The following is a 17,577-nucleotide window of genomic DNA, read 5'->3' on the forward strand; positions in this document are numbered from 1 at the left end:
AAAGATTGGCGTGCGGATGCACAGGTCCTGCTTACAGTGGCCTGACGTGCCTTGGGAAAAGCTGTCCAGGGACACGTACACAGCGGATCTCTTGCCGAACATGATGTGGAACCGAGGAGTTAAAGAGCTGTGAGCACAGAGAACGAGGGCAACGAGGGCACTGCGGCCGAGGCCGTTCCGTCCGTACCTCCAGTGCCGGCCGATGCTCCTCAGGGGTCACCTGAGAGCACGCCCGCGTCCACGCCCGCCCCGGCGCGGGTGCCGGACCCGGCAGCCACGCAGCACCCGTTCCCTCCGACGGAGGAACCGGCCGCTGCGACCACCCCCATGGCTTCCGTGCCGGGCACGCCTCCCCCCGGGCTCCAGTCGGCCGCCGAAGCCAACTGGCCCCCGCCCCCTCCCGCCGTCCCCGTGTACGCGCACCACGGCGCGGACGGCGGCGGTGCCGGTCCGGTCTGGGGCGCCCCGGCCCAGCTCCACTCCCCCGAAGGCCCGCGCAAGCGGGGCATGGGCGGCCTGGTGGCCGTGGTGGCAGCGGCGGCGCTGATCGCGGGCGGTATCGGCGGTGCCCTCGGCTACTGGGCGGCCGACCGGAACGACAGTGCCAACGGCTCGACCACGGTCGCGGCGTCGGACAACCCGCGGGACCTCAAGCGCGAGCCCGGCACGGTCGCGGGCGTGGCCGCCAAGGCGTTGCCGAGCGTGGTCACCATCGATGCGCAGGGCGGTGACGGCGAGGGCGGTACGGGCACCGGCTTCGTGTACGACAGGCAAGGCCACATCCTCACGAACAACCACGTGGTGGCCTCCGCTGCGGACAGCGGTCAGGTCACGGCGACGTTCTCCAACGGCAAGAAGTACGACGCCGAGGTGGTCGGCCGGGCGAAGGGCTACGACGTCGCCGTGCTGAAGCTGAAGAACCCGCCGTCGGGGCTCGCGCCGCTGTCCCTCGGCAACTCGGACCAGGTCGCGGTCGGTGATTCGACGATCGCGATCGGCGCTCCGTTCGGTCTGTCCAACACGGTGACCACGGGCATCATCAGCGCCAAGAACCGCCCGGTCGCCTCCGGCGACGGTTCCGGTGGCAGCAACTCGTACATGAGCGCCCTGCAGACCGACGCCTCGATCAACCCGGGCAACTCCGGTGGCCCGCTGCTCGATGCGCGCGGCGCGGTCATCGGCATCAACTCGGCCATCCAGTCGACCGGCAGCAGTGTCGGTCAGGCCCAGGCGGGCTCCATCGGCCTCGGCTTCGCAATCCCGATCAACCAGGCGACGAACGTCGCACAGCAGCTGATCAGGACCGGCCAGCCGGTCTACCCAGTGATCGGCGCCACGGTCACGATGGACGAGAGGACCGGCGGCGCTGCCATTCCGGTCCAGGGCACGGGCGGTACGGCAGCCGTGGCGAAGGACGGCCCTGCGGACAGGGCCGGTCTCAAGGCGGGCGATGTCATCACGAAATTCAACAACACCGTGATCGACAGCGGCCCGACCCTGATCGGCGAGATCTGGACCCACAAGCCCGGTGACCGGGTGAAGCTGACCTACAAGCGCGACGGCAGGACGGCAACGGCCGAAGTCACCCTGGGGGAGCGCAAGGGCGACAGCTGACCGGCTAGGCTGTCCTCGCGTCAACCTCGGTCCATGGACCGAGGGCGCGGGGTGGGTTGCCCGAGCGGCCTAAGGGAACGGTCTTGAAAACCGTCGTGGCAGCGATGTCACCGTGGGTTCAAATCCCACACCCACCGCGGACGAACGGCCCCTGACCAGCTTGGTCGGGGGCCGTGTTCGTGCTCGTGCACCGTGATCACCCGCTCTTCCCTTGGCTTCCCGGCAGATCGGGCACGCGAGGGGCACGCGCCGCCGGCCGACTCAGCTGTGATCGATCCACTCGCTGAGCCTGATCCTCACCTGATTGTTGTGGTCGGTGTGCCAGACGACCTCGCCACTGACCTGATCTCCCAGCGCTGGAAGGCTTGCACCGGGCGGCATGGAGCCGATATCTGCCAGCCCGAGCGCGTTCGGCGCATCGTCGATGCGAATGAAGACTCCGAAGGGTCGGCGGTCGATGACCTGACCAGTGATGCGGGTGCCTACGGGCAGCGCGGCCACGGTTGCTGACCACTCTCGGCGGACTTGTTCAGGGGAGGGACCGTTGGGCCAGGTGTATTCGGTCATGAGCCGATCCTGTCAGGGGTGACGTGCGTGAGGGCGGTGGAGTCTCAATGGCTGAGTCCCCCGGTCACCCGTGCCGACGTCACCGCCGCCGCAGGCACCAGTGCCTGCGTGGCCGTGTGACACGCCTGGTCAACTGGGCTGAACGCCCGCCAGCTTCGGGCCAATTCACCTCATGCTGACGAAGTGTCATGCCGTGTGACAGGCGGGGTTGCAACGAGCACCCGTAGGATGCCGATGGGGGCGGACCCGTAGCGCAGAGGTCGTCGCGCGCGGTCTCCAAAATCGCGAGGACGCTGGTTCGAATCCAGCCGGTTCGCCTTCTCGCTGTATCCGGGGTGTTCCCGAACCGGACCTGGTCGCCATGGGCAAGCTCTGGACCCGTGTGGACCACGCAGCCGACACATCCCCTTGTGGGAAGGCGAAGCGGCAGGCCAGGCGCGCAATCGGTACCCAGGGCAGAACCCGGTATCGGCGTACATGGGCGCCCAGATAGCGGGCCGCTTGTTCGCAAGCCCCGACACGCAGCTCCTCTTCGCTGCTGCCGGGCTCGTACTGATGTTGGTTGGGCTCGGACTTATGTGGGCCGCACAGAGGCCGGGGCGGCGTGCTTGAACCGTGAACGCAATCCGAGGGTGTACTGCGCCCTGCGGACCGGACGTTCGCTACGACGACGGACGCGGACCGGTGGCTCACGCGGAAGCGCGTCGAGGCCGAGATCGGAAGAGGGACGCCGGCTCGACCCGGGCGCAGGGAAGCAGCTGCGCTACGACCAGCGGTGCAAGGTGTCTTTCGGCCCTGCCGCTTCGGATCAACAGGCGTTGGCCGAGCGCGGATCACGGCTATCGGTCCGCACGCCGTTGACCTGTGCGGTTACGGGTTCCGTCTGATCGGCCCGCGCTTCGGCAGCACTCTCCTACCGGGCGCCCAGCAGCCCCAGGACCTTGTTGTTGAAGTAGTGGTGGGAGTTGCCGTTGCCCACTTGTTCACCGCTGTGTTGAACAGAGCGCCGTACATGGTCACGTTGTCACCGAAGTGATAGTTCCTCGGATTTACAGCACACGCTCCACGCGCACCTGGAACTCGGTCTCCGGGTTCTCGATGGCGTTGACGAGGTGAAGGAGCAGCTGGCGCAGTAGCCAATCTCAGTGCCCTGCCCCGCCGTTCGCCCAGTCCGTGGTGAGGCGGGCCGCCGAGGTGATGGTGGCGCGGGCTTCGCGTTCGGTGAGGCCGGTGCGGACGGCGGCGTGGGTGAGGGCGTCCGCCAGGGCGTCGCCGAAGCCGTGTTCGTAGGCGCGGCAGGCTGCCCAGAAGAGCCGTGTGTTGCGCTGACCCTCGTGTGCCGCGAGGACGAAGCGGACCAGTCCCCGGCCGTGGTCGGACCGGGGCGTGGGGTGGTGAGGGCGCGCAGGGGGTGTGAGCAGGTGGAGGAGCGCGCGGGGGCAGGCGGCCGGCGGGAGGTCGGCGGTGCCCGGGGCGAGCCTGTAGGTGCCATGGGCGGTGACCGAGCCGGGGCCCACCAGGTAGCCGCCGGCGCCGCGGATGTCGATGCCGGGGGCGAGTCGGCCGGCGGAGTTCGGTACGGAAACGCCGGGCGGACCGGTCAGCCAGATGTGGCGGCCACCGCTGGGGGTGAGGACCGTGACGGTCGGCGGGATCGTGAACAGGTGGTGCAGTGCCAGCTGTTGGAGGGAGGCGGCGGAGTCGTTGCGACCGGTGGTGTCGATGTCCAGGTCGATGCCGATGAGGTGGTGCGGGGGCCGGCCGCAGGCGATGCCGTATCCGGTGGCCCAGGGGGCGGCGGTGAAGAGGGCGCGTATGGCGGCGGGGTCGGTGGTGGCGTCGTGGACGCCGTGTCCGGGAAGACCGCAGGCGCCTCGGCAGGTGACCGGCCGGTCTTCGTTCCGGTGCGGAGAGGGCAGGGCGGGGAGCTTGCCGGCGGAGAGCGGGATGACGGGGAGCCCGCGCTCGGCGGCGGAGAGTGCGTGGGCGAGGGCCAGGGTGGCGGTCTGCCGGTCGATGATGGCCATGACTCTATTTTCGTACAAGTGTTCTAAGAAGGGAAGGGGGCGCGGGGCTGGTGGGCTGGATGCCGGAACGCTTCTCCCCTTGGGGGGTATGGATCGCGCGGCCCGGAGAGGGTGGGAGAGGTGTCGGAGGGGCGTGATCTGGGGCTTTGGGGGGCGCGAGAGGGTTTATCGGGTGATCCTCATGCTTGCGGGGGAATCGGATCACATGAGTGGTTCGCTGGAGATTCGGTGGGCAGCTCTGGTGTCGCGACGTCGTGACAGACACCCGGGCGGTCGGCCAACTGCCCCGGGACAAGCCGTACTTTCGGTTCCTGGAGGAATTGACATGGCAAGCATCCGTACCACTCGTGCCCTCGCCGCTGTTGCAGCTCTGCCCCTTGCCGCCGTGCTCTTCGGCGGCGTGGCCCAGGCCGACAACGGCTCGTTCGCGAACGACGGATCGAACGCGGCTGTGGCGACGGTCGCCGGCAGCGGCGTCGGTGGCAACAACTCCGGTAATTCGTCCACGTCGCAGCAGCAGGCCGTCGGCTCCGGGGCGTCGAATCGGAGCAACTCCGCGCAGGTGAACGGATCGTCGTTCACCACGATCGACCAGCACACCGAGACGGTCGTGGTGAATTTCACCAATCTCTGGTGAGCCATGGGCCGGTCGGGGGGTCGGGCCACGGCTGGTTGAACAGCGGCCTGTGCGAGGGCGCTTCGGTGTCCCTGTGCAGGCCGCTTCGCGTTGTCCGGCGGCCGCGTCGGAGCGTCGTCGACCTTGACAGCGAGTACAGATCTGACGGACAGTCAGAAACCCTGAACCGTACGCCCGTGTCCGGGAGGCCGCCGCCGTGCACCTCGCCCAGACGGAGCGTCAGCGACAGCTGCGCGCCGAACTCCGTACGTACTTCCGCAAGGTGATGCCCGGCAGGGACGCGAGGACGGGGCCAGGGAGCGAGGACCCGGCCGAGCAACGCCGACTGCTGCGCCGGATCGGCGCGGACGGGATGCTCGGACTCGGCTGGCCCGTCGAGTACGGCGGCCAGGGCCGCGGCCCCGACGAGCAGTTCGTCTTCTTCGACGAGGCCTACCGGGCGGGGGCGCCCGTTTCGATGGTCACCCTGAACACCGTCGGGCCGACGCTGATGAAATACGGGACAGAGGAGCAGAAGGCGTACTTCCTGCCCAGGATCCTCAGCGGCGACCTCGTCTTCGCCATCGGCTACAGCGAGCCGGAGGCCGGTACGGACCTCGCCGCGCTGCGCACCAGGGCCGTGCGGGACGGCGACTCCTGGGTGATCGACGGGCAGAAGATCTTCACCAGCAATGCGCAGAACGCCGACTGGATCTGGCTCGCCTGCCGCACGGACCCGGATGCGCCCAAGCACCGGGGCATCTCGATCATTCTGGTGCCGACGGACGCCCCTGGGTTCGCCTGGACTCCGATCGAGACCGTGGGCGGGCTGATCACGACGTCCACCTACTACGACGGGATACGGGTGCCCACCACCCATCTGGTCGGGGCAAAGAACGGCGGCTGGGGACTGATCACCAACCAGCTGAACCATGAACGAGTCGCTCTCGCCGCCATCGGAATGCAGGCCGAGGACTTCTACGAGGCGGCACTCACCTTCGCTCGCATTCCCGACCCGGTGACGGGCCGGCGTCCGGTGGACGAGCCATGGGTGCGGACCCGGCTGGCCGAGGCGTACGCCCGGCTGGCGGCGACGCGCCTGCTCAACTGGCGGCTGGTGGGGGATGTCGGCGCGGGTTCGCTGGCCCCGGGCGAGGCGAGCGGCGTGAAGTTCGTCGGAACCGAGAGCGCAGTCGAGGTGTATCGGATCTGCCAGGAAATCACGGGCGAGGCCGGGACGATCCGGGGCGGTTCGCCCGGCTCCTTCGGGGGCGGGGAGCTGGAGCGGATGAACAGGGCGGCGCAGATCAACACCTTTGGGGGCGGAGTGAGCGAGGTGCAGCGGGAGATCGTCGCGACGATGCGGCTCGGCATGAAGAGGAGCAAGCGGTGACGGGCGCGCGGGAAGAGCCGCAGCGGCGCGAAGAGCGGGACGAGTTGTACGGGCGGCTCAAGGAAGACGAGTTGTACGGGCGGCTCAAGGAATTCGAGGGGCGTGCCGCCGCGACCGAGGGCGTCGGCAAGGACCTCGTCAACAAGCCGATGATCAGGCACTGGTGCGAGGCGATGGGGGACACCAACCCCGCCTACACGGGGCCGGAGGCGATCGCCCCGCCGGCGATGCTGCAGGCGTGGACGATGGGCGGCCTGTCGGGGCACACCGACCGCTCCCAGGCGTACGAGGAGCTGTTCGGCCTGCTCGACGGCGAGGGGTACACCTCGGTGGTGGCGACCGACTGCGAGCAGGAATATCTGCGGCCGCTGCGGCCCGGCGACCGGATCACGTTCGACGCAGTGATCGAGTCGGTCTCGGAGCGGAAGACGACCAAGCTGGGGACGGGCTACTTCGTGACGACGCGGATGGACGTCCGCGCGGAAGGGAAGCTCGCCGGGACGCACCGCTTCCGGATCCTCAAGTACACACCGGCATCGGTGAAGCGTGCGTCGCCCCGCGGCGGCCGGAGCCTGCGCCCGAGGCCGGTGATCAACCGGGACAACGCCGGGTTCTGGCAGGGCGTCGCCGAGCACAGGCTGCTGATCCAGCAGTGCGGCGAGTGCGCGACGCTGCGTTTCCCCTGGCTGCCCGGCTGCAACGGGTGCGGCTGCCAGGAATGGGACACGGTCGAGGCGAGTGGCGAGGGCACCGTCTTCAGTCACGTCGTGATGCATCACCCGCCCTTCCCCGCCTTCAGTACCTCCGAGGAGGGCGGGCCGTACGCGGTGGCACTGATAGAGCTGGCGGAGGGGGTGCGGATGGTCGGCAATGTGGTCGGCGTGCCGTACGACAAGGTGCGGACGGGAATGCCGGTGCGGCTGGAATTCCTCCGTACGGACCCGGAGTTGGAGCTTCCGGTCTTCCGGGGAGGCGAGGGCTGACATGGACTTCGCACCCACCGAGGAGCAGACCGCGGCGCAGGGGCTGGCGGCGCAGATCTTCGGGGATCTGTCGACGCACGAGCGCCTGGCCGGGGCCGGCACGGGGACGGACACCGAGCTGTGGAAGGAGCTTTGCGCGGCCGGACTGACCGCAGCCGTTGAGGAGATCGGGCTGCTGGGCCTGGTGCTTCTGCTGGAGGAGCAGGGCCGGACGACGGCGCAGGTGCCGTTCGCGGTGAGCTGTGTGTACGGGCTGCTCGCCGTCGCCGGGCACGGCACGGACGAACAGCGGGAGCGACTGCTTCCTCCGCTGCGGGACGGCACGACTGTCGCCACCGGGGCGTTCCCGGCTCGCGCCGGGATACGGGCGGACGGTGAGGGGCGGCTGAGCGGCAGCGTGCCGTATGTGCCGTGGCTGCGGGACGCCGACCTCGTCCTCGTCGCGGATTCGGACCGGAAGCTGTGGATCGTACGGACCGCTGATCGGGGTGTGGTGACGGAGCCTGTGGAGACCACGGCGCCGTGGTCGGCGGCGCGGCTCGTCCTGGACCGGGCGCCCGGGGAGCGGCTCGGGGGCGCCGGGGCGTACGAGGCGGTGCTGGCCGCGAGCCGGACCGCGTTCGCCGGGTTGCAGGCCGGGGTGTGCGCCGGTTCGCTGGCCCGGGCCGTCGCCCACACGAACACCCGGGAGCAGTTCGGGCGCCCGCTCGCCACCAAGCAGGCGGTGCTGCTGCGCGCCGCCGACGCCCATATGGACACCGAGGCGATACGGGTCACCGCGTACGAGGCTGCCTGGCGGCATGACACAGGACTGCCGTACGGACCGCAGGCGCTGACCGCCGCCTGGTGGGCGTCGGAGGCCGGAAAGCGGGTGGTGCACGCCGGACAGCATCTGCACGGCGGAACAGGCGCGGATCTCGACCATCCCGTACACCGACACTTCCTCTGGGGCCGTCAGCTCGACGCCTATCTGGGATGCGGCAGCGAAGTACTGCAGGAGCTCGGCCAGTCGCTGGTGAAGGAGAGACCGGAGTGAAGGTCGGTGAGGAACTGGCGCCGCTGGAGATCGCGGTGACCCGCACCCTGATCGTGGCCGGCGCCATCGCCTCCCGCGATTACCAGGACGTGCACCATGACGCGGAACTCGCCCGGGAGAAGGGCTCCCCGGACATCTTCATGAACATCCTGACGACCAACGGCCTGGTCGGCAGGTACGTCACCGACCGTTTCGGCCCGTCGGCAGTGCTCCGCAAGGTCGCCATCAGGCTGGGCGTGCCCAACTATCCGGGGGACACCATGGTCCTGAGCGGCACGGTCACCGCCCTCGGGGACGACGGGACGGCCGAGGTGTCGGTCGTCGGAGCCAACGGTCTCGGCAGGCATGTCACCGGCACGGTGACCGTCGGCGTTGCAAAGGGGGCGGCATGAGCGTGCGCAGGGCCGACTCGCTCGGCGGCAAGGCGGCGGTCGTGGGGATCGGTGCGACCGAGTTCTCCAAGGATTCCGGGCGCAGCGAACTCAAACTGGCCGTCGAGGCGGTGCGGGCCGCCCTGGACGACGCCGGGCTGACCCCCGCCGATGTCGACGGCCTGGTCACGTTCACCATGGACACCAGCCCCGAGATCACCGTCGCCCACGCGGCCGGTATCGGTGAGCTGTCGTTCTTCTCCCGCGTCCACTACGGAGGCGGGGCGGCCTGCGCCACCGTGCAGCAGGCGGCCCTGGCCGTGGCGAGCGGGGTGGCCGACGTCGTGGTCTGCTACCGCGCGTTCAATGAGCGCTCCGGACGCAGGTTCGGCTCCGGGGTGCAGCAGCGGGAGCCCACCGCGGAGGGCACTGCGCTCGGCTGGAGCCTTCCCTTCGGGCTGCTTACGCCGGCCTCCTGGGTCGCCATGGCCGCCCAGCGCTATCTGCACACCTATGGGCTGACGCCGGACGTCTTCGGCCATGTCGCGGTCACCGACCGGCGCCACGCCGCCACCAACCCCGCGGCGTACTTCTACGGGAAGCCGATCACCCTGGCCGACCATGCCGCATCGCGGTGGATCGTCGAACCCCTGCGGCTGCTCGACTGCTGTCAGGAGACCGATGGCGGCCAGGCAATCGTCGTCACCAGTGCGGAGCGGGCCAGGGATCTGCCGCAGCCGCCCGCCGTGATCGTCGCCGCCGCCCAGGGGGCCGGGCGGGCGCAGGAGCAGATGACCAGCTTCTACCGCGACGATCTGACCGGCCTGCCGGAGATGGGGGTGGTAGCCCGGCAGCTCTGGCGGAACTCCGGCCTCCGCCCCTCCGACATCGATGTGGGCATCCTCTACGACCACTTCACACCGTTCGTCCTGATGCAGCTGGAGGAGTTCGGCTTCTGCGCACCCGGCGAGGCCGCCGACTTCGCCGCGGCCGGCGCGCTGCCCCTGAACACGCACGGCGGCCAGCTGGGGGAGGCGTATCTGCACGGGATGAACGGCATCGCGGAGGCGGTCCGGCAGATCCGGGGCTCGTCGGTGAACCAGTTGTCCGGGGTGGCCAGGACCCTGGTCACGGCAGGCACCGGCGTGCCCACCTCGGGACTGATCCTGGGCGCGGACGACTGAGAGCCTGTCGGGTGACCCCTGATCGGGCGGACGCGGCATGGCACGCACGCTTGAGCGCATGCAACTGTTCGCACTCGGGTGCAGTCTCCGGCCTGGCAGGGCATCGGGGGCGAACCCTGAGCCCCGATGGCGACGACTCCACCTACAGGAGGTGGGGCAGGCCCCACCCGTACACCCTGAGGCGGACGCGGTTTCGGGACCTGGGGCCGATCCCCGGGACGGCGCCCGCTCCTAGCGTGGAGGTATGACCACGCCAGTCTGCACGGGCACCTCCGGGGGAGCTGCCACCATCGGCCACGTCCCGCACGGCTCGTACGCCGCGCGCACTCCGTATGCCTTGCGCACTCCGTACGCCTCGCAGGCTCCGCACGCTCCGTATCCGTCGTTCTCCTCGTTCGTACGGGCGCGGCGGCCCGTACTGCTGCGTGCCGCGCGCTCGCTCACCGCGAACCCGAGCGACGCCGAGGATCTGCTGCAGACCGCGCTCACCAAGACGTATGTCGCCTGGGAGCGGATCGAGGACCACCGCGCGCTCGACGGCTATGTCCGCCGGGCGCTGCTGAACACCCGGACCTCGCAGTGGCGCAAGCGCAAGGTCGACGAGTTCGCCTGCGACGAACTGCCCGAACAGGAGGCCTCCGAGGCTCCCGACCCGGCCGAGCACCAGACGCTGCACGACGCCATGTGGCGTGCCGTGCTGAAGCTTCCGGACCGGCAGCGGGCGATGGTGGTCCTGCGGTACTACGAGGACCTGAGCGAGGCTCAGACGGCCGAGGTGCTCGGGGTGTCCATCGGCACCGTGAAGAGCGCCGTGTCGCGGGCGCTCGGCAAGCTCAGGGAGGACCCGGAGCTGGCTCCGGTGCGGTGAATCCCGGGGCGGCGCGCCGGGCAGGCCTGACTTTGCCGAACGACACCGATTCGTGCTCTCGGGACTAGTGACATACCGCCTGGTATGTGCGCAGAATCAGCGGAACCCTACTGCCGCGTAGCGCCCACCGGGAGGACGCCGTGCTGAGCACGATGCAGGACGTACCGCTGACTGTCACCCGCATCCTCGAACACGGGATGACCATTCACGGGAAGTCCCAGGTCACGACCTGGACCGGTGAGCCCGAGCCGCAGCGGCGCAGCTTTGCCGAGATCGGCGGGCGGGCCGCGCAGCTCGCGAACGCGCTGCGCGACGAGCTCGGTGTCGACGGCGACCAGCGGATAAGCACCCTCATGTGGAACAACGCCGAGCACGTCGAGGCGTATCTCGCGATCCCTTCGATGGGCGCGGTCCTCCACACACTCAATCTCCGGCTCCCCGCCGAGCAGCTGATCTGGATCATCAAGCACGCCGACGACAAGGTCGTCATCGTCAACGGCTCCCTGCTGCCGCTGCTCGCGCCGCTCCTCCCCCATCTGACATCGATCGAGCATGTGATCGTCACGGGGCCCGGCGACCGCTCCGTCCTCGACGGCGCTGCGCCCCGGGTGCACGAGTACGAGGAACTGATCGCCGGCCGTCCGACCGGCTACGACTGGCCCGAGCTCGACGAACGCCAGGCCGCCGCCATGTGCTACACCTCCGGCACCACGGGTGACCCCAAGGGCGTCGTCTACTCCCACCGCTCCCTCTACCTGCACTCCATGCAGGTCAACATGTCCGAGTCGATGGGCCTGACCGACAAGGACACCACGCTGGTGGTCGTCCCCCAGTTCCATGTGAACGCATGGGGTCTGCCGCACGCCGCGTTCATGTCCGGCATCAACATGCTCATGCCGGACCGGTTCCTGCAGCCCGCCCCGCTCGCCGACATGATCGAGCGGGAGAAGCCGACCCATGCCGCCGCCGTCCCCACCATCTGGCAGGGACTGCTCGCCGAGGTCACCGCCAACCCGCGCGATCTCACCTCCATGGCCCGCGTCACCATCGGCGGCGCCGCCTGTCCCCCCTCCCTCATGAAGGCGTACGACAAGCTCGGCGTCCGCCTCTGCCACGCCTGGGGCATGACGGAGACCTCGCCGCTCGGCACCATGGCCAACCCGCCCGCCGGGCTGACCGAGGAGCAGGAGTGGCCCTACCGCGTCACCCAGGGCCGCTTCCCGGCCGGCGTCGAGGCACGCCTGGTCGGCCCCGGTGGCGAGCATCTGCCGTGGGACAACGAGTCGGCCGGTGAGCTGGAGGTGCGCGGCCCCTGGATCGCCGGTGCCTATTACGGGGGCTCGGACGGCGAGGCCCTGCGCCCCGAGGACAAGTTCAGCGAGGACGGCTGGCTGAAGACAGGTGACGTCGGTGTGATCAGCGAGGACGGCTTCCTCACCCTCACCGACCGCGCCAAGGACGTCATCAAGTCCGGCGGCGAATGGATCTCCAGCGTCGAGCTGGAGAACGCGCTCATGGCGCACCCGGATGTGGCCGAGGCGGCGGTCGTCGCCGTCCCGGACGAGAAGTGGGGCGAGCGCCCGCTCGCGACCGTGGTCCTCAAGGACGGTGCCACCACCGAGTACGAGGTGCTGAGGAACTTCCTCGCCGAGTCCGGCATCGCCAAGTGGCAGCTGCCGGAGCGCTGGACGATCATTCCGGCGGTGCCGAAGACGAGCGTCGGCAAGTTCGACAAGAAGGTGATCCGCAAGCAGTACGCGGAGGGCGAGCTGGACATCACCCGGCTCTGACCCGACCCGGCCGGGGAGTACGACGAGGGCGGTACGGGATCTCCCGTACCGCCCTCGTCGTCATCTGCGGCTGCCCGCCGGTCAGTTCGTGCCGATCTTCGCGAGCAGGTCGACGATGCGCGACTGCACCTCGTCGCTGGTGGAGCGCTCGGCCAGGAAGAGGACGGTCTCGCCCGAGCTGAGCTTCGGCAGTTCCGACCCGGTCATGCCGGCGGAGGTGTAGACGACCAGCGGGGTCCGGTTCAACTGGCCGTTGGCGCGCAGCCAGTCCACGATCCCGGCCCGGCGGCGGCGTACCTGCAGCAGGTCCATCACCACCAGGTTGGGCCGCATCCGGGTGGCGAGTGCCACCGCCTCGTTGTCGGTGGAGGCCCGTGCGACCTGCATGCCGCGGCGTTCCAACGTCTCCGTCAGCGCCAGCGCGATCTCCTCGTGCTCCTCGATCAGCAGCACCCGCGACGGGTGCTGCTCGCTGTCACGCGGGGCGAGCGCCTTGAGGAGCACGGCGGGGTCGGCGCCGTACGCGGCCTCCCGCGTAGCCTGCCCCAGACCGGCCGTCACCAGCACCGGGACCTCGGCCGCCACCGCCGCCTGACGCAGCGACTGCAGCGCCTTGCGGGTGATGGGACCGGTGAGCGGGTCGACGAAGAGCGCGGCGGGGAACGCCGCGATCTGGGCGTCGACCTCCTCGCGCGAGTGCACGATCACCGGCCGGTAGCCGCGGTCGCTCAGCGCCTGCTCGGTGGCGACATCGGGCGCGGGCCAGACGAGCAGCCGACGCGGGTTGTCCAGCGGCTCCGGGGGCAGCTCGTCGTCGACCGGCTGCGGCGAGGGACGGTTGGCGACCTCCACCGCGCCACCCGGACCGTCCAGCGGCTCCGGCCCCTCGGCGCCCTCGTCGGGCGCCCCTATCGCGTACGAGCGTCCTTCGGCCTCCGGAGCGGAGAGCAGCTGCCCAGAACCCGGGCCCTGGCCTTGCGCGGCGCCGGACTGGGACGGCGCGGTCTGCGGGGTGCGCTCGCCCTCCGGCGGGGCGGCGAGCTTACGGCGCCGTCCGGCACCGCCGAGCGTCTGGTTCTGCTGGTGCGCGATGTGCTGGGCGAACGGCACACCCTGCCCGAGCGTCCGCACGCTGAAGGCACGTCCCTGCGTCGAGTCCGAGGAGCCGCCGGGCATCGGAGCCTCCACGGGCAGCGGCTGCCTGCGTGCGTCCGCCACGGGCGCGATGTTCTGCGGACGGCTCTGCGCGATGCCGGTCGCGTCGGCGGTGTCCGCGACGTCTGTGGTGCCGGTGGTGTGCGTGGTGTGGTCGGCCGCGGGCCATTGCGGATCACCGCCGGACCGGCTGCCGGGCTGATCGACGGTCTGATCGCCGGGGTGGTTGTCGCCCCGTTCGTCGGCCTGATCACCGGGCGTGGCCGGCGCGGCCGGGCCCTGCCCCGAGGTGCCGTTCTCCGCCCAGCCGCCGGACTGCACGGGCTGCTGCTCCGCAGGCTGCCCTACGGCCTGTCCGGCCTGCTGGGGAGCGTCGGCGTGACGTGCCCGGCGCCGCCCGGTCGGTACGGGGTGCGCCTGGAGCGGTGTGTGGTCGTCGTCCGACGCGATGCGTACGGCGTCGTGGCGTCCGGGCAGCGAGGCGTCCGCGTCGGCGGCCGTGGACGGGGTCCGGTCGGCATCCGCGGGCGGGAGTGCGAACGCGGTACGAGGCCCGGTCGGCTCGGCCTGAGCGGAACGCTCCTTCGTGGCCGCCAATGCCCGCCGCGCCCGCCGCCCGGTCGGCTGAGGCGCCGACGCCGGACCGTCACCTACCTGCGGGGGACCCTCGGAAGCGGAAGCCGGCAGGGCCAGCTGGTTCTCGTCGCCCCGGCGCGCCCGGTGTCCACCCGCAGGCACCGGCACCTCGGCCGGAACGCCCTGCGGCGGCACGGTCTGCCCACGCTGCGGACGGCCACCGCCACCCTGCGCGCCCTCGGCCGCCGTCACCACCGCCCCCTCGGACGGTGCCGAGGCCGCGGGCAGGGCCAATGCCTGCCCCGGCCCCTGCTGCTCGACAGCAGGCTGTCCAGGCCTCTGCCCCTGACCCTGCTTGGGCAACTGGGACAGCTGAGCCGGAAGTGAATGCTGAGCACCGGTCTCGGCCGGACTCGGCCGACCACGCCTGCGCCCCGATCCCTCGCCCTGCTGGGCCGGAATGGTCTCGTGCGGGCTGTGCGCGCCCTGCCCACCCTGCGTCTCCTGCGAGCCCTGCACCGCGGGCTCACGACGCGCCCGCCGCCGGCCCGTCGGCTCGGCCGCCGCGGTGTCTCCGTCCCCGGACCCGGCCCCTGCCCCTGCCCCGGAATCACCCACAGGGCTCTCCAGGAACGCATCCGTGGACGCCCGCCGTGCCCGCCGCCGCCCGCCGCCCGGCGCGCTCTGACCGGCCATCGGCTCCGGTTCGGGTTCGGGCTCGGACACCGGCGGCGGCATCGCCGTTCCCGAGCCCGCGCCCAAGGGCACTTCGAGCACATACGCGCTGCCGCTCATTCCCGGCACCTCGTGCGTCTGGAGCACGCCGCCGTGCGCCCGTACGATCCCGCGCACGATCGGCTCGTGCACCGGGTCTCCCCCGGCGAACGGCCCGCGCACCTCGATCCGTACGACCTCACCGCGCTGCGCCGCCGCGACGACCACCGTCGAGTCGACGTAGCCACCGCCCGGCACCACGCGGGCCTTGCCGGTCGAGTCGACCCCGGCGACATCCGCGACCAGATGGGCGAGCGCGGTCACCAGCCGGGCCGCGTCCACCTCGGCCTCGATCGGCGGCGCGTGCACCGCGAACTGGGCGCGCCCGGGGCCGATCAGCTCGACGGCCGCGTCGATACCGGCCGTCACGACCGAGTCGAGCAGCACGTTCGCCTTGACCAGCTCCTCCGAACCGGCGTCCAGGAGCTGGTAGCCGAGCACATTGTCGACGAGCGTCGTCATCCGGGCGTAGCCCGCGGCCAGGTGGTGGAGGATCTGGTTCGCCTCCGGCCACAGCTGGCCGGCCGGGTCGGCGGCCAGCGTGGAGAGTTCGCCGCGCAGCTCCTCCAGCGGCCCGCGCAGCGACTCGCCGAGTACGGCGGTGAGCTGGGTGTGCCGGGCGGTCAGCGCCGCCAGCTGTTCGGCCTGCGCTTCCAGTTCGGCCGTGTACCGCTCGGCCCGGTCGGCCAGCTCCGTGCTGTGCTGTTCCGTCAGCTCGGTGACCTGCGCGGTGTGGCCCGCGGTCAGTTCGGCGACCTCGGCCTTGTGCTGCTCGCCGAGCTCCTCGTACGGCCTGCGGTCGGTGAACGTCATGACCGCACCGACCAGCTGGTCCCCGTCCCGGACCGGCGCGGTGGTCAGGTCGACCGGCACCTGCGCACCGCTCTTGGACCACAGGACCTGCCCGCGTACCCGGTGCTTGCGGCCGGACTTGAGGGTGTCGGCGAGAGGCGACTCCTCGTACGGGAACGCCTCGCCCTCCGCCCGGGAGTGCAGGATCAGCGGATGCAGCTCCTGGCCGCCCAGATCGCTGGCGCGGAAGCCGAGGATCTGCGCGGCGGCGGGGTTGACCAGGACGACCCGGCCGTCCGTGTCCGTGCCGACGACGCCCTCGGCCGCGGCCCGCAGGATCATCTCGGTCTGCCGCTGCGAACGGGCCAGTTCGGCCTCGGTGTCGACGGTGCCCGACAGATCCCGTACGACGAGCATCAGAAGCTCGTCACCCGTGTAGCTGCCGCTGTAACCGCTCTGGAAGTCGGTGTACGCGGCCTGCCCGTCCTCCACGCTGGCGCTGGTGACCTCGACCGGGTACTCGTTGCCGTCGGTCCGCCGTGCGGTCATCCGCGTCGGCTTCGTACGGCCGCGGTCGTCAGCGGACTCGGGCCGACGCATCGACCCCGGAATCAGCTTGGAGTCGAACTCCGGCAGCAGGTCGAGGAGCCCGCGCCCGACGAGCGCGGTGCCCGGCGTCTCGAACATTTCCAGCGCAATGGTGTTGGCGTTGACGACCGTGCCGTTGCAATTGACGAGCAGCAGCCCGTCAGGGAGGGCATCGAGTATGGCTGCGAGGCGAGCAGCGCCTCGGGATGGCCTGCTGCTCACGACGACGCTTCCTCCCTGATTACCGCACCTTGCCGACAGCGGGCCCCATCTTGCCCTTCGGGCCGCAGGCTGTCACGGAAGGAGTCTAAAGGCAGGGGAGGGGCAGGGGGCGGCGGATGGGGGGAGCTCTCACCAAGGTTCTGTGCATACGGTGTACGACTCCAGCCCGTCACGTGTCGTTCGACAGGCCTTGGGCAGGGATGTGGGCCCCTGCTCATCGGACGTTGGGGAGCACCGGCCGCAGACCGTTCCAGCGCGAGATCGCGCAGCCGTTGGCCCGGTCGAAGGCCGTACCGATGCTCCTCCCCCGCCAGGTCCCGGTGACCCGTGCGGTGGCCGGCCCCCCGGACTGCTGGGTGCACATCGCGTCCCCGGGCACCGGAGCGAACGGGTCCGCGCCCTCGCCCGCCAGCTCCTCCAGCCGGTCACAGGCCTGCTGCGCCGCCGGATGGCTGCCGCCCGTCGGTCCGCACTCCAGCTCGAAGACGCCCTCGGTCGCGGGATCCCCCGTGTCCGAGACCGTCACCGTCAGCCGGGTGTGGGTGTCGTCGCCGTGCAGCACGGACAGCGGCAGCGGCAGCGGAAGGAGGCCGGTGGCCGCGGTCGCGGCAGGCGCGGCGGCGGACAGTGCGGCGAAAGACGCGAGGGCGGTGAGGGCGAGGCGACGCAACATGCGGACTCCTGTGCTCGTGCACTTCGGCGGGAGGGACGGGACAGCGGGTGGAAGAGATGGACGAACGGGGAGGCGGCGCCTCCCTCATCACTAACGCTCCGCACGCCACGGCGTTGCGCAACCGCAGGCGCTTTGCCCTCGCGCCCGACTGCCTAGTACCGTAGGCATCGATTGGTGGCGCAGCACTCAGCTGTGTCATCATCTGCACGCACCACTCGCGCTCGCGCGGGGTGTGCTGGAGGCGTCGCCTAGTCCGGTCTATGGCGCCGCACTGCTAATGCGGTTTGGGTCTTAAAGCCCATCGAGGGTTCAAATCCCTCCGCCTCCGCTTCATCACCGAAGCCCCGT

Annotated in this window: 13 protein-coding genes and 3 tRNA genes; 12 read left to right on the forward strand and 4 right to left on the reverse strand. The window is 70.5% G+C overall.

The annotated features are described in order from the left end of the window. The first annotated feature begins 129 nt into the window (after positions 1-129). A complete protein-coding gene (locus tag ABTZ94_RS03815; RefSeq protein ID WP_351197153.1) occupies positions 130-1,614 on the forward strand; it encodes a S1C family serine protease in 1,485 nt (494 codons plus the stop codon). Positions 1,615-1,664: 50 nt separating this feature from the next. Next, positions 1,665-1,751: transfer RNA gene (locus tag ABTZ94_RS03820), tRNA-Ser, on the forward strand. 124 nt (positions 1,752-1,875) lie between these two features. Here ABTZ94_RS03820 and ABTZ94_RS03825 read toward each other — a convergent pair. Then, positions 1,876-2,181, reverse strand: coding sequence for a hypothetical protein (locus tag ABTZ94_RS03825; protein WP_351197155.1), 306 nt, complete (start codon positions 2,179-2,181; stop codon positions 1,876-1,878). Positions 2,182-2,422: 241 nt separating this feature from the next. On the opposite strand from ABTZ94_RS03825, the gene ABTZ94_RS03830 reads away from it, so the two are divergent. Continuing rightward, positions 2,423-2,498: transfer RNA gene (locus ABTZ94_RS03830), tRNA-Trp, on the forward strand. 825 nt (positions 2,499-3,323) lie between these two features. Here the strand turns inward: ABTZ94_RS03830 and ABTZ94_RS03835 are convergent. Next, a complete protein-coding gene (locus ABTZ94_RS03835; protein ID WP_351197157.1) occupies positions 3,324-4,208 on the reverse strand; it encodes a bifunctional DNA primase/polymerase in 885 nt (294 codons plus the stop codon). A gap of 325 nt (positions 4,209-4,533) precedes the next feature. On the opposite strand from ABTZ94_RS03835, the gene ABTZ94_RS03840 reads away from it, so the two are divergent. The 8 genes from ABTZ94_RS03840 to ABTZ94_RS03875 all read left to right on the forward strand — a co-directional run bounded on the left by ABTZ94_RS03840 (position 4,534) and on the right by ABTZ94_RS03875 (position 12,449). After that, on the forward strand, positions 4,534-4,845 hold the full coding sequence (locus ABTZ94_RS03840; protein ID WP_351197159.1) for a hypothetical protein: 312 nt from the start codon (positions 4,534-4,536) through the stop codon (positions 4,843-4,845). 196 nt (positions 4,846-5,041) lie between these two features. Beyond that, entirely contained in the window at positions 5,042-6,217 is a 1,176-nt protein-coding gene (locus ABTZ94_RS03845; RefSeq protein WP_351197161.1) for an acyl-CoA dehydrogenase family protein, read from the forward strand. A gap of 44 nt (positions 6,218-6,261) precedes the next feature. After that, positions 6,262-7,200: a bifunctional MaoC family dehydratase N-terminal/OB-fold nucleic acid binding domain-containing protein gene (locus ABTZ94_RS03850; protein WP_351197180.1), complete on the forward strand. Its 939-nt coding sequence runs from the start codon at positions 6,262-6,264 to the stop codon at positions 7,198-7,200. Between the two features lies 1 nt (position 7,201). Continuing rightward, entirely contained in the window at positions 7,202-8,236 is a 1,035-nt protein-coding gene (locus ABTZ94_RS03855) for an acyl-CoA dehydrogenase family protein (protein WP_351197163.1), read from the forward strand. Next, positions 8,233-8,628 (forward strand): MaoC family dehydratase, encoded by a 396-nt coding sequence (locus ABTZ94_RS03860; RefSeq protein WP_351197164.1) that lies wholly within the window; start codon positions 8,233-8,235, stop codon positions 8,626-8,628. The genes ABTZ94_RS03855 and ABTZ94_RS03860 overlap by 4 nt, the downstream gene beginning before the upstream one ends. Beyond that, the gene (locus tag ABTZ94_RS03865; RefSeq protein WP_351197166.1) at positions 8,625-9,791 is read left to right on the forward strand and encodes a lipid-transfer protein; all 1,167 of its coding nucleotides are present in this window, start codon (positions 8,625-8,627) and stop codon (positions 9,789-9,791) included. Before ABTZ94_RS03860 ends, ABTZ94_RS03865 begins: the two co-directional genes overlap by 4 nt. Positions 9,792-10,035: 244 nt before the next feature. After that, the gene (locus tag ABTZ94_RS03870) at positions 10,036-10,659 is read left to right on the forward strand and encodes a SigE family RNA polymerase sigma factor (protein ID WP_351197168.1); all 624 of its coding nucleotides are present in this window, start codon (positions 10,036-10,038) and stop codon (positions 10,657-10,659) included. Between the two features lie 140 nt (positions 10,660-10,799). After that, the gene (locus ABTZ94_RS03875; protein WP_351197170.1) at positions 10,800-12,449 is read left to right on the forward strand and encodes a long-chain fatty acid--CoA ligase; all 1,650 of its coding nucleotides are present in this window, start codon (positions 10,800-10,802) and stop codon (positions 12,447-12,449) included. Positions 12,450-12,530: 81 nt separating this feature from the next. On the opposite strand, the gene ABTZ94_RS03880 is transcribed toward ABTZ94_RS03875, so the two are convergent. Together ABTZ94_RS03880 and ABTZ94_RS03885 are read right to left on the reverse strand one after the other, a co-directional pair. Beyond that, entirely contained in the window at positions 12,531-16,556 is a 4,026-nt protein-coding gene (locus ABTZ94_RS03880; protein ID WP_351197172.1) for a PAS domain-containing protein, read from the reverse strand. 214 nt (positions 16,557-16,770) lie between these two features. Then, the gene (locus tag ABTZ94_RS03885; protein WP_351197174.1) at positions 16,771-17,229 is read right to left on the reverse strand and encodes an SSI family serine proteinase inhibitor; all 459 of its coding nucleotides are present in this window, start codon (positions 17,227-17,229) and stop codon (positions 16,771-16,773) included. A 237-nt stretch (positions 17,230-17,466) separates the two neighbouring features. On the opposite strand from ABTZ94_RS03885, the gene ABTZ94_RS03890 reads away from it, so the two are divergent. Further along, positions 17,467-17,557: transfer RNA gene (locus ABTZ94_RS03890), tRNA-Ser, on the forward strand. Positions 17,558-17,577: the final 20 nt, after the last annotated feature.

It is taken from the genome of Streptomyces sp. NPDC002785 (assembly GCF_040295565.1).
In the GTDB taxonomy this organism is placed as follows: domain Bacteria; phylum Actinomycetota; class Actinomycetes; order Streptomycetales; family Streptomycetaceae; genus Streptomyces.

What these genes read in the sequence shown, in the direction of transcription:
- ABTZ94_RS03825 (WP_351197155.1), bottom strand. Translation starts at nt 2,181, where the DNA reads ATGACCGAATACACCTGGCCCAACGGTCCCTCCCCTGAACAAGTCCGC.
- ABTZ94_RS03835 (WP_351197157.1), bottom strand. Translation starts at nt 4,208, where the DNA reads ATGGCCATCATCGACCGGCAGACCGCCACCCTGGCCCTCGCCCACGCA.
- ABTZ94_RS03840 (WP_351197159.1), top strand. Translation starts at nt 4,534, where the DNA reads ATGGCAAGCATCCGTACCACTCGTGCCCTCGCCGCTGTTGCAGCTCTG.
- ABTZ94_RS03855 (WP_351197163.1), top strand. Translation starts at nt 7,202, where the DNA reads ATGGACTTCGCACCCACCGAGGAGCAGACCGCGGCGCAGGGGCTGGCG.
- ABTZ94_RS03865 (WP_351197166.1), top strand. Translation starts at nt 8,625, where the DNA reads ATGAGCGTGCGCAGGGCCGACTCGCTCGGCGGCAAGGCGGCGGTCGTG.
- ABTZ94_RS03870 (WP_351197168.1), top strand. Translation starts at nt 10,036, where the DNA reads ATGACCACGCCAGTCTGCACGGGCACCTCCGGGGGAGCTGCCACCATC.
- ABTZ94_RS03885 (WP_351197174.1), bottom strand. Translation starts at nt 17,229, where the DNA reads ATGTTGCGTCGCCTCGCCCTCACCGCCCTCGCGTCTTTCGCCGCACTG.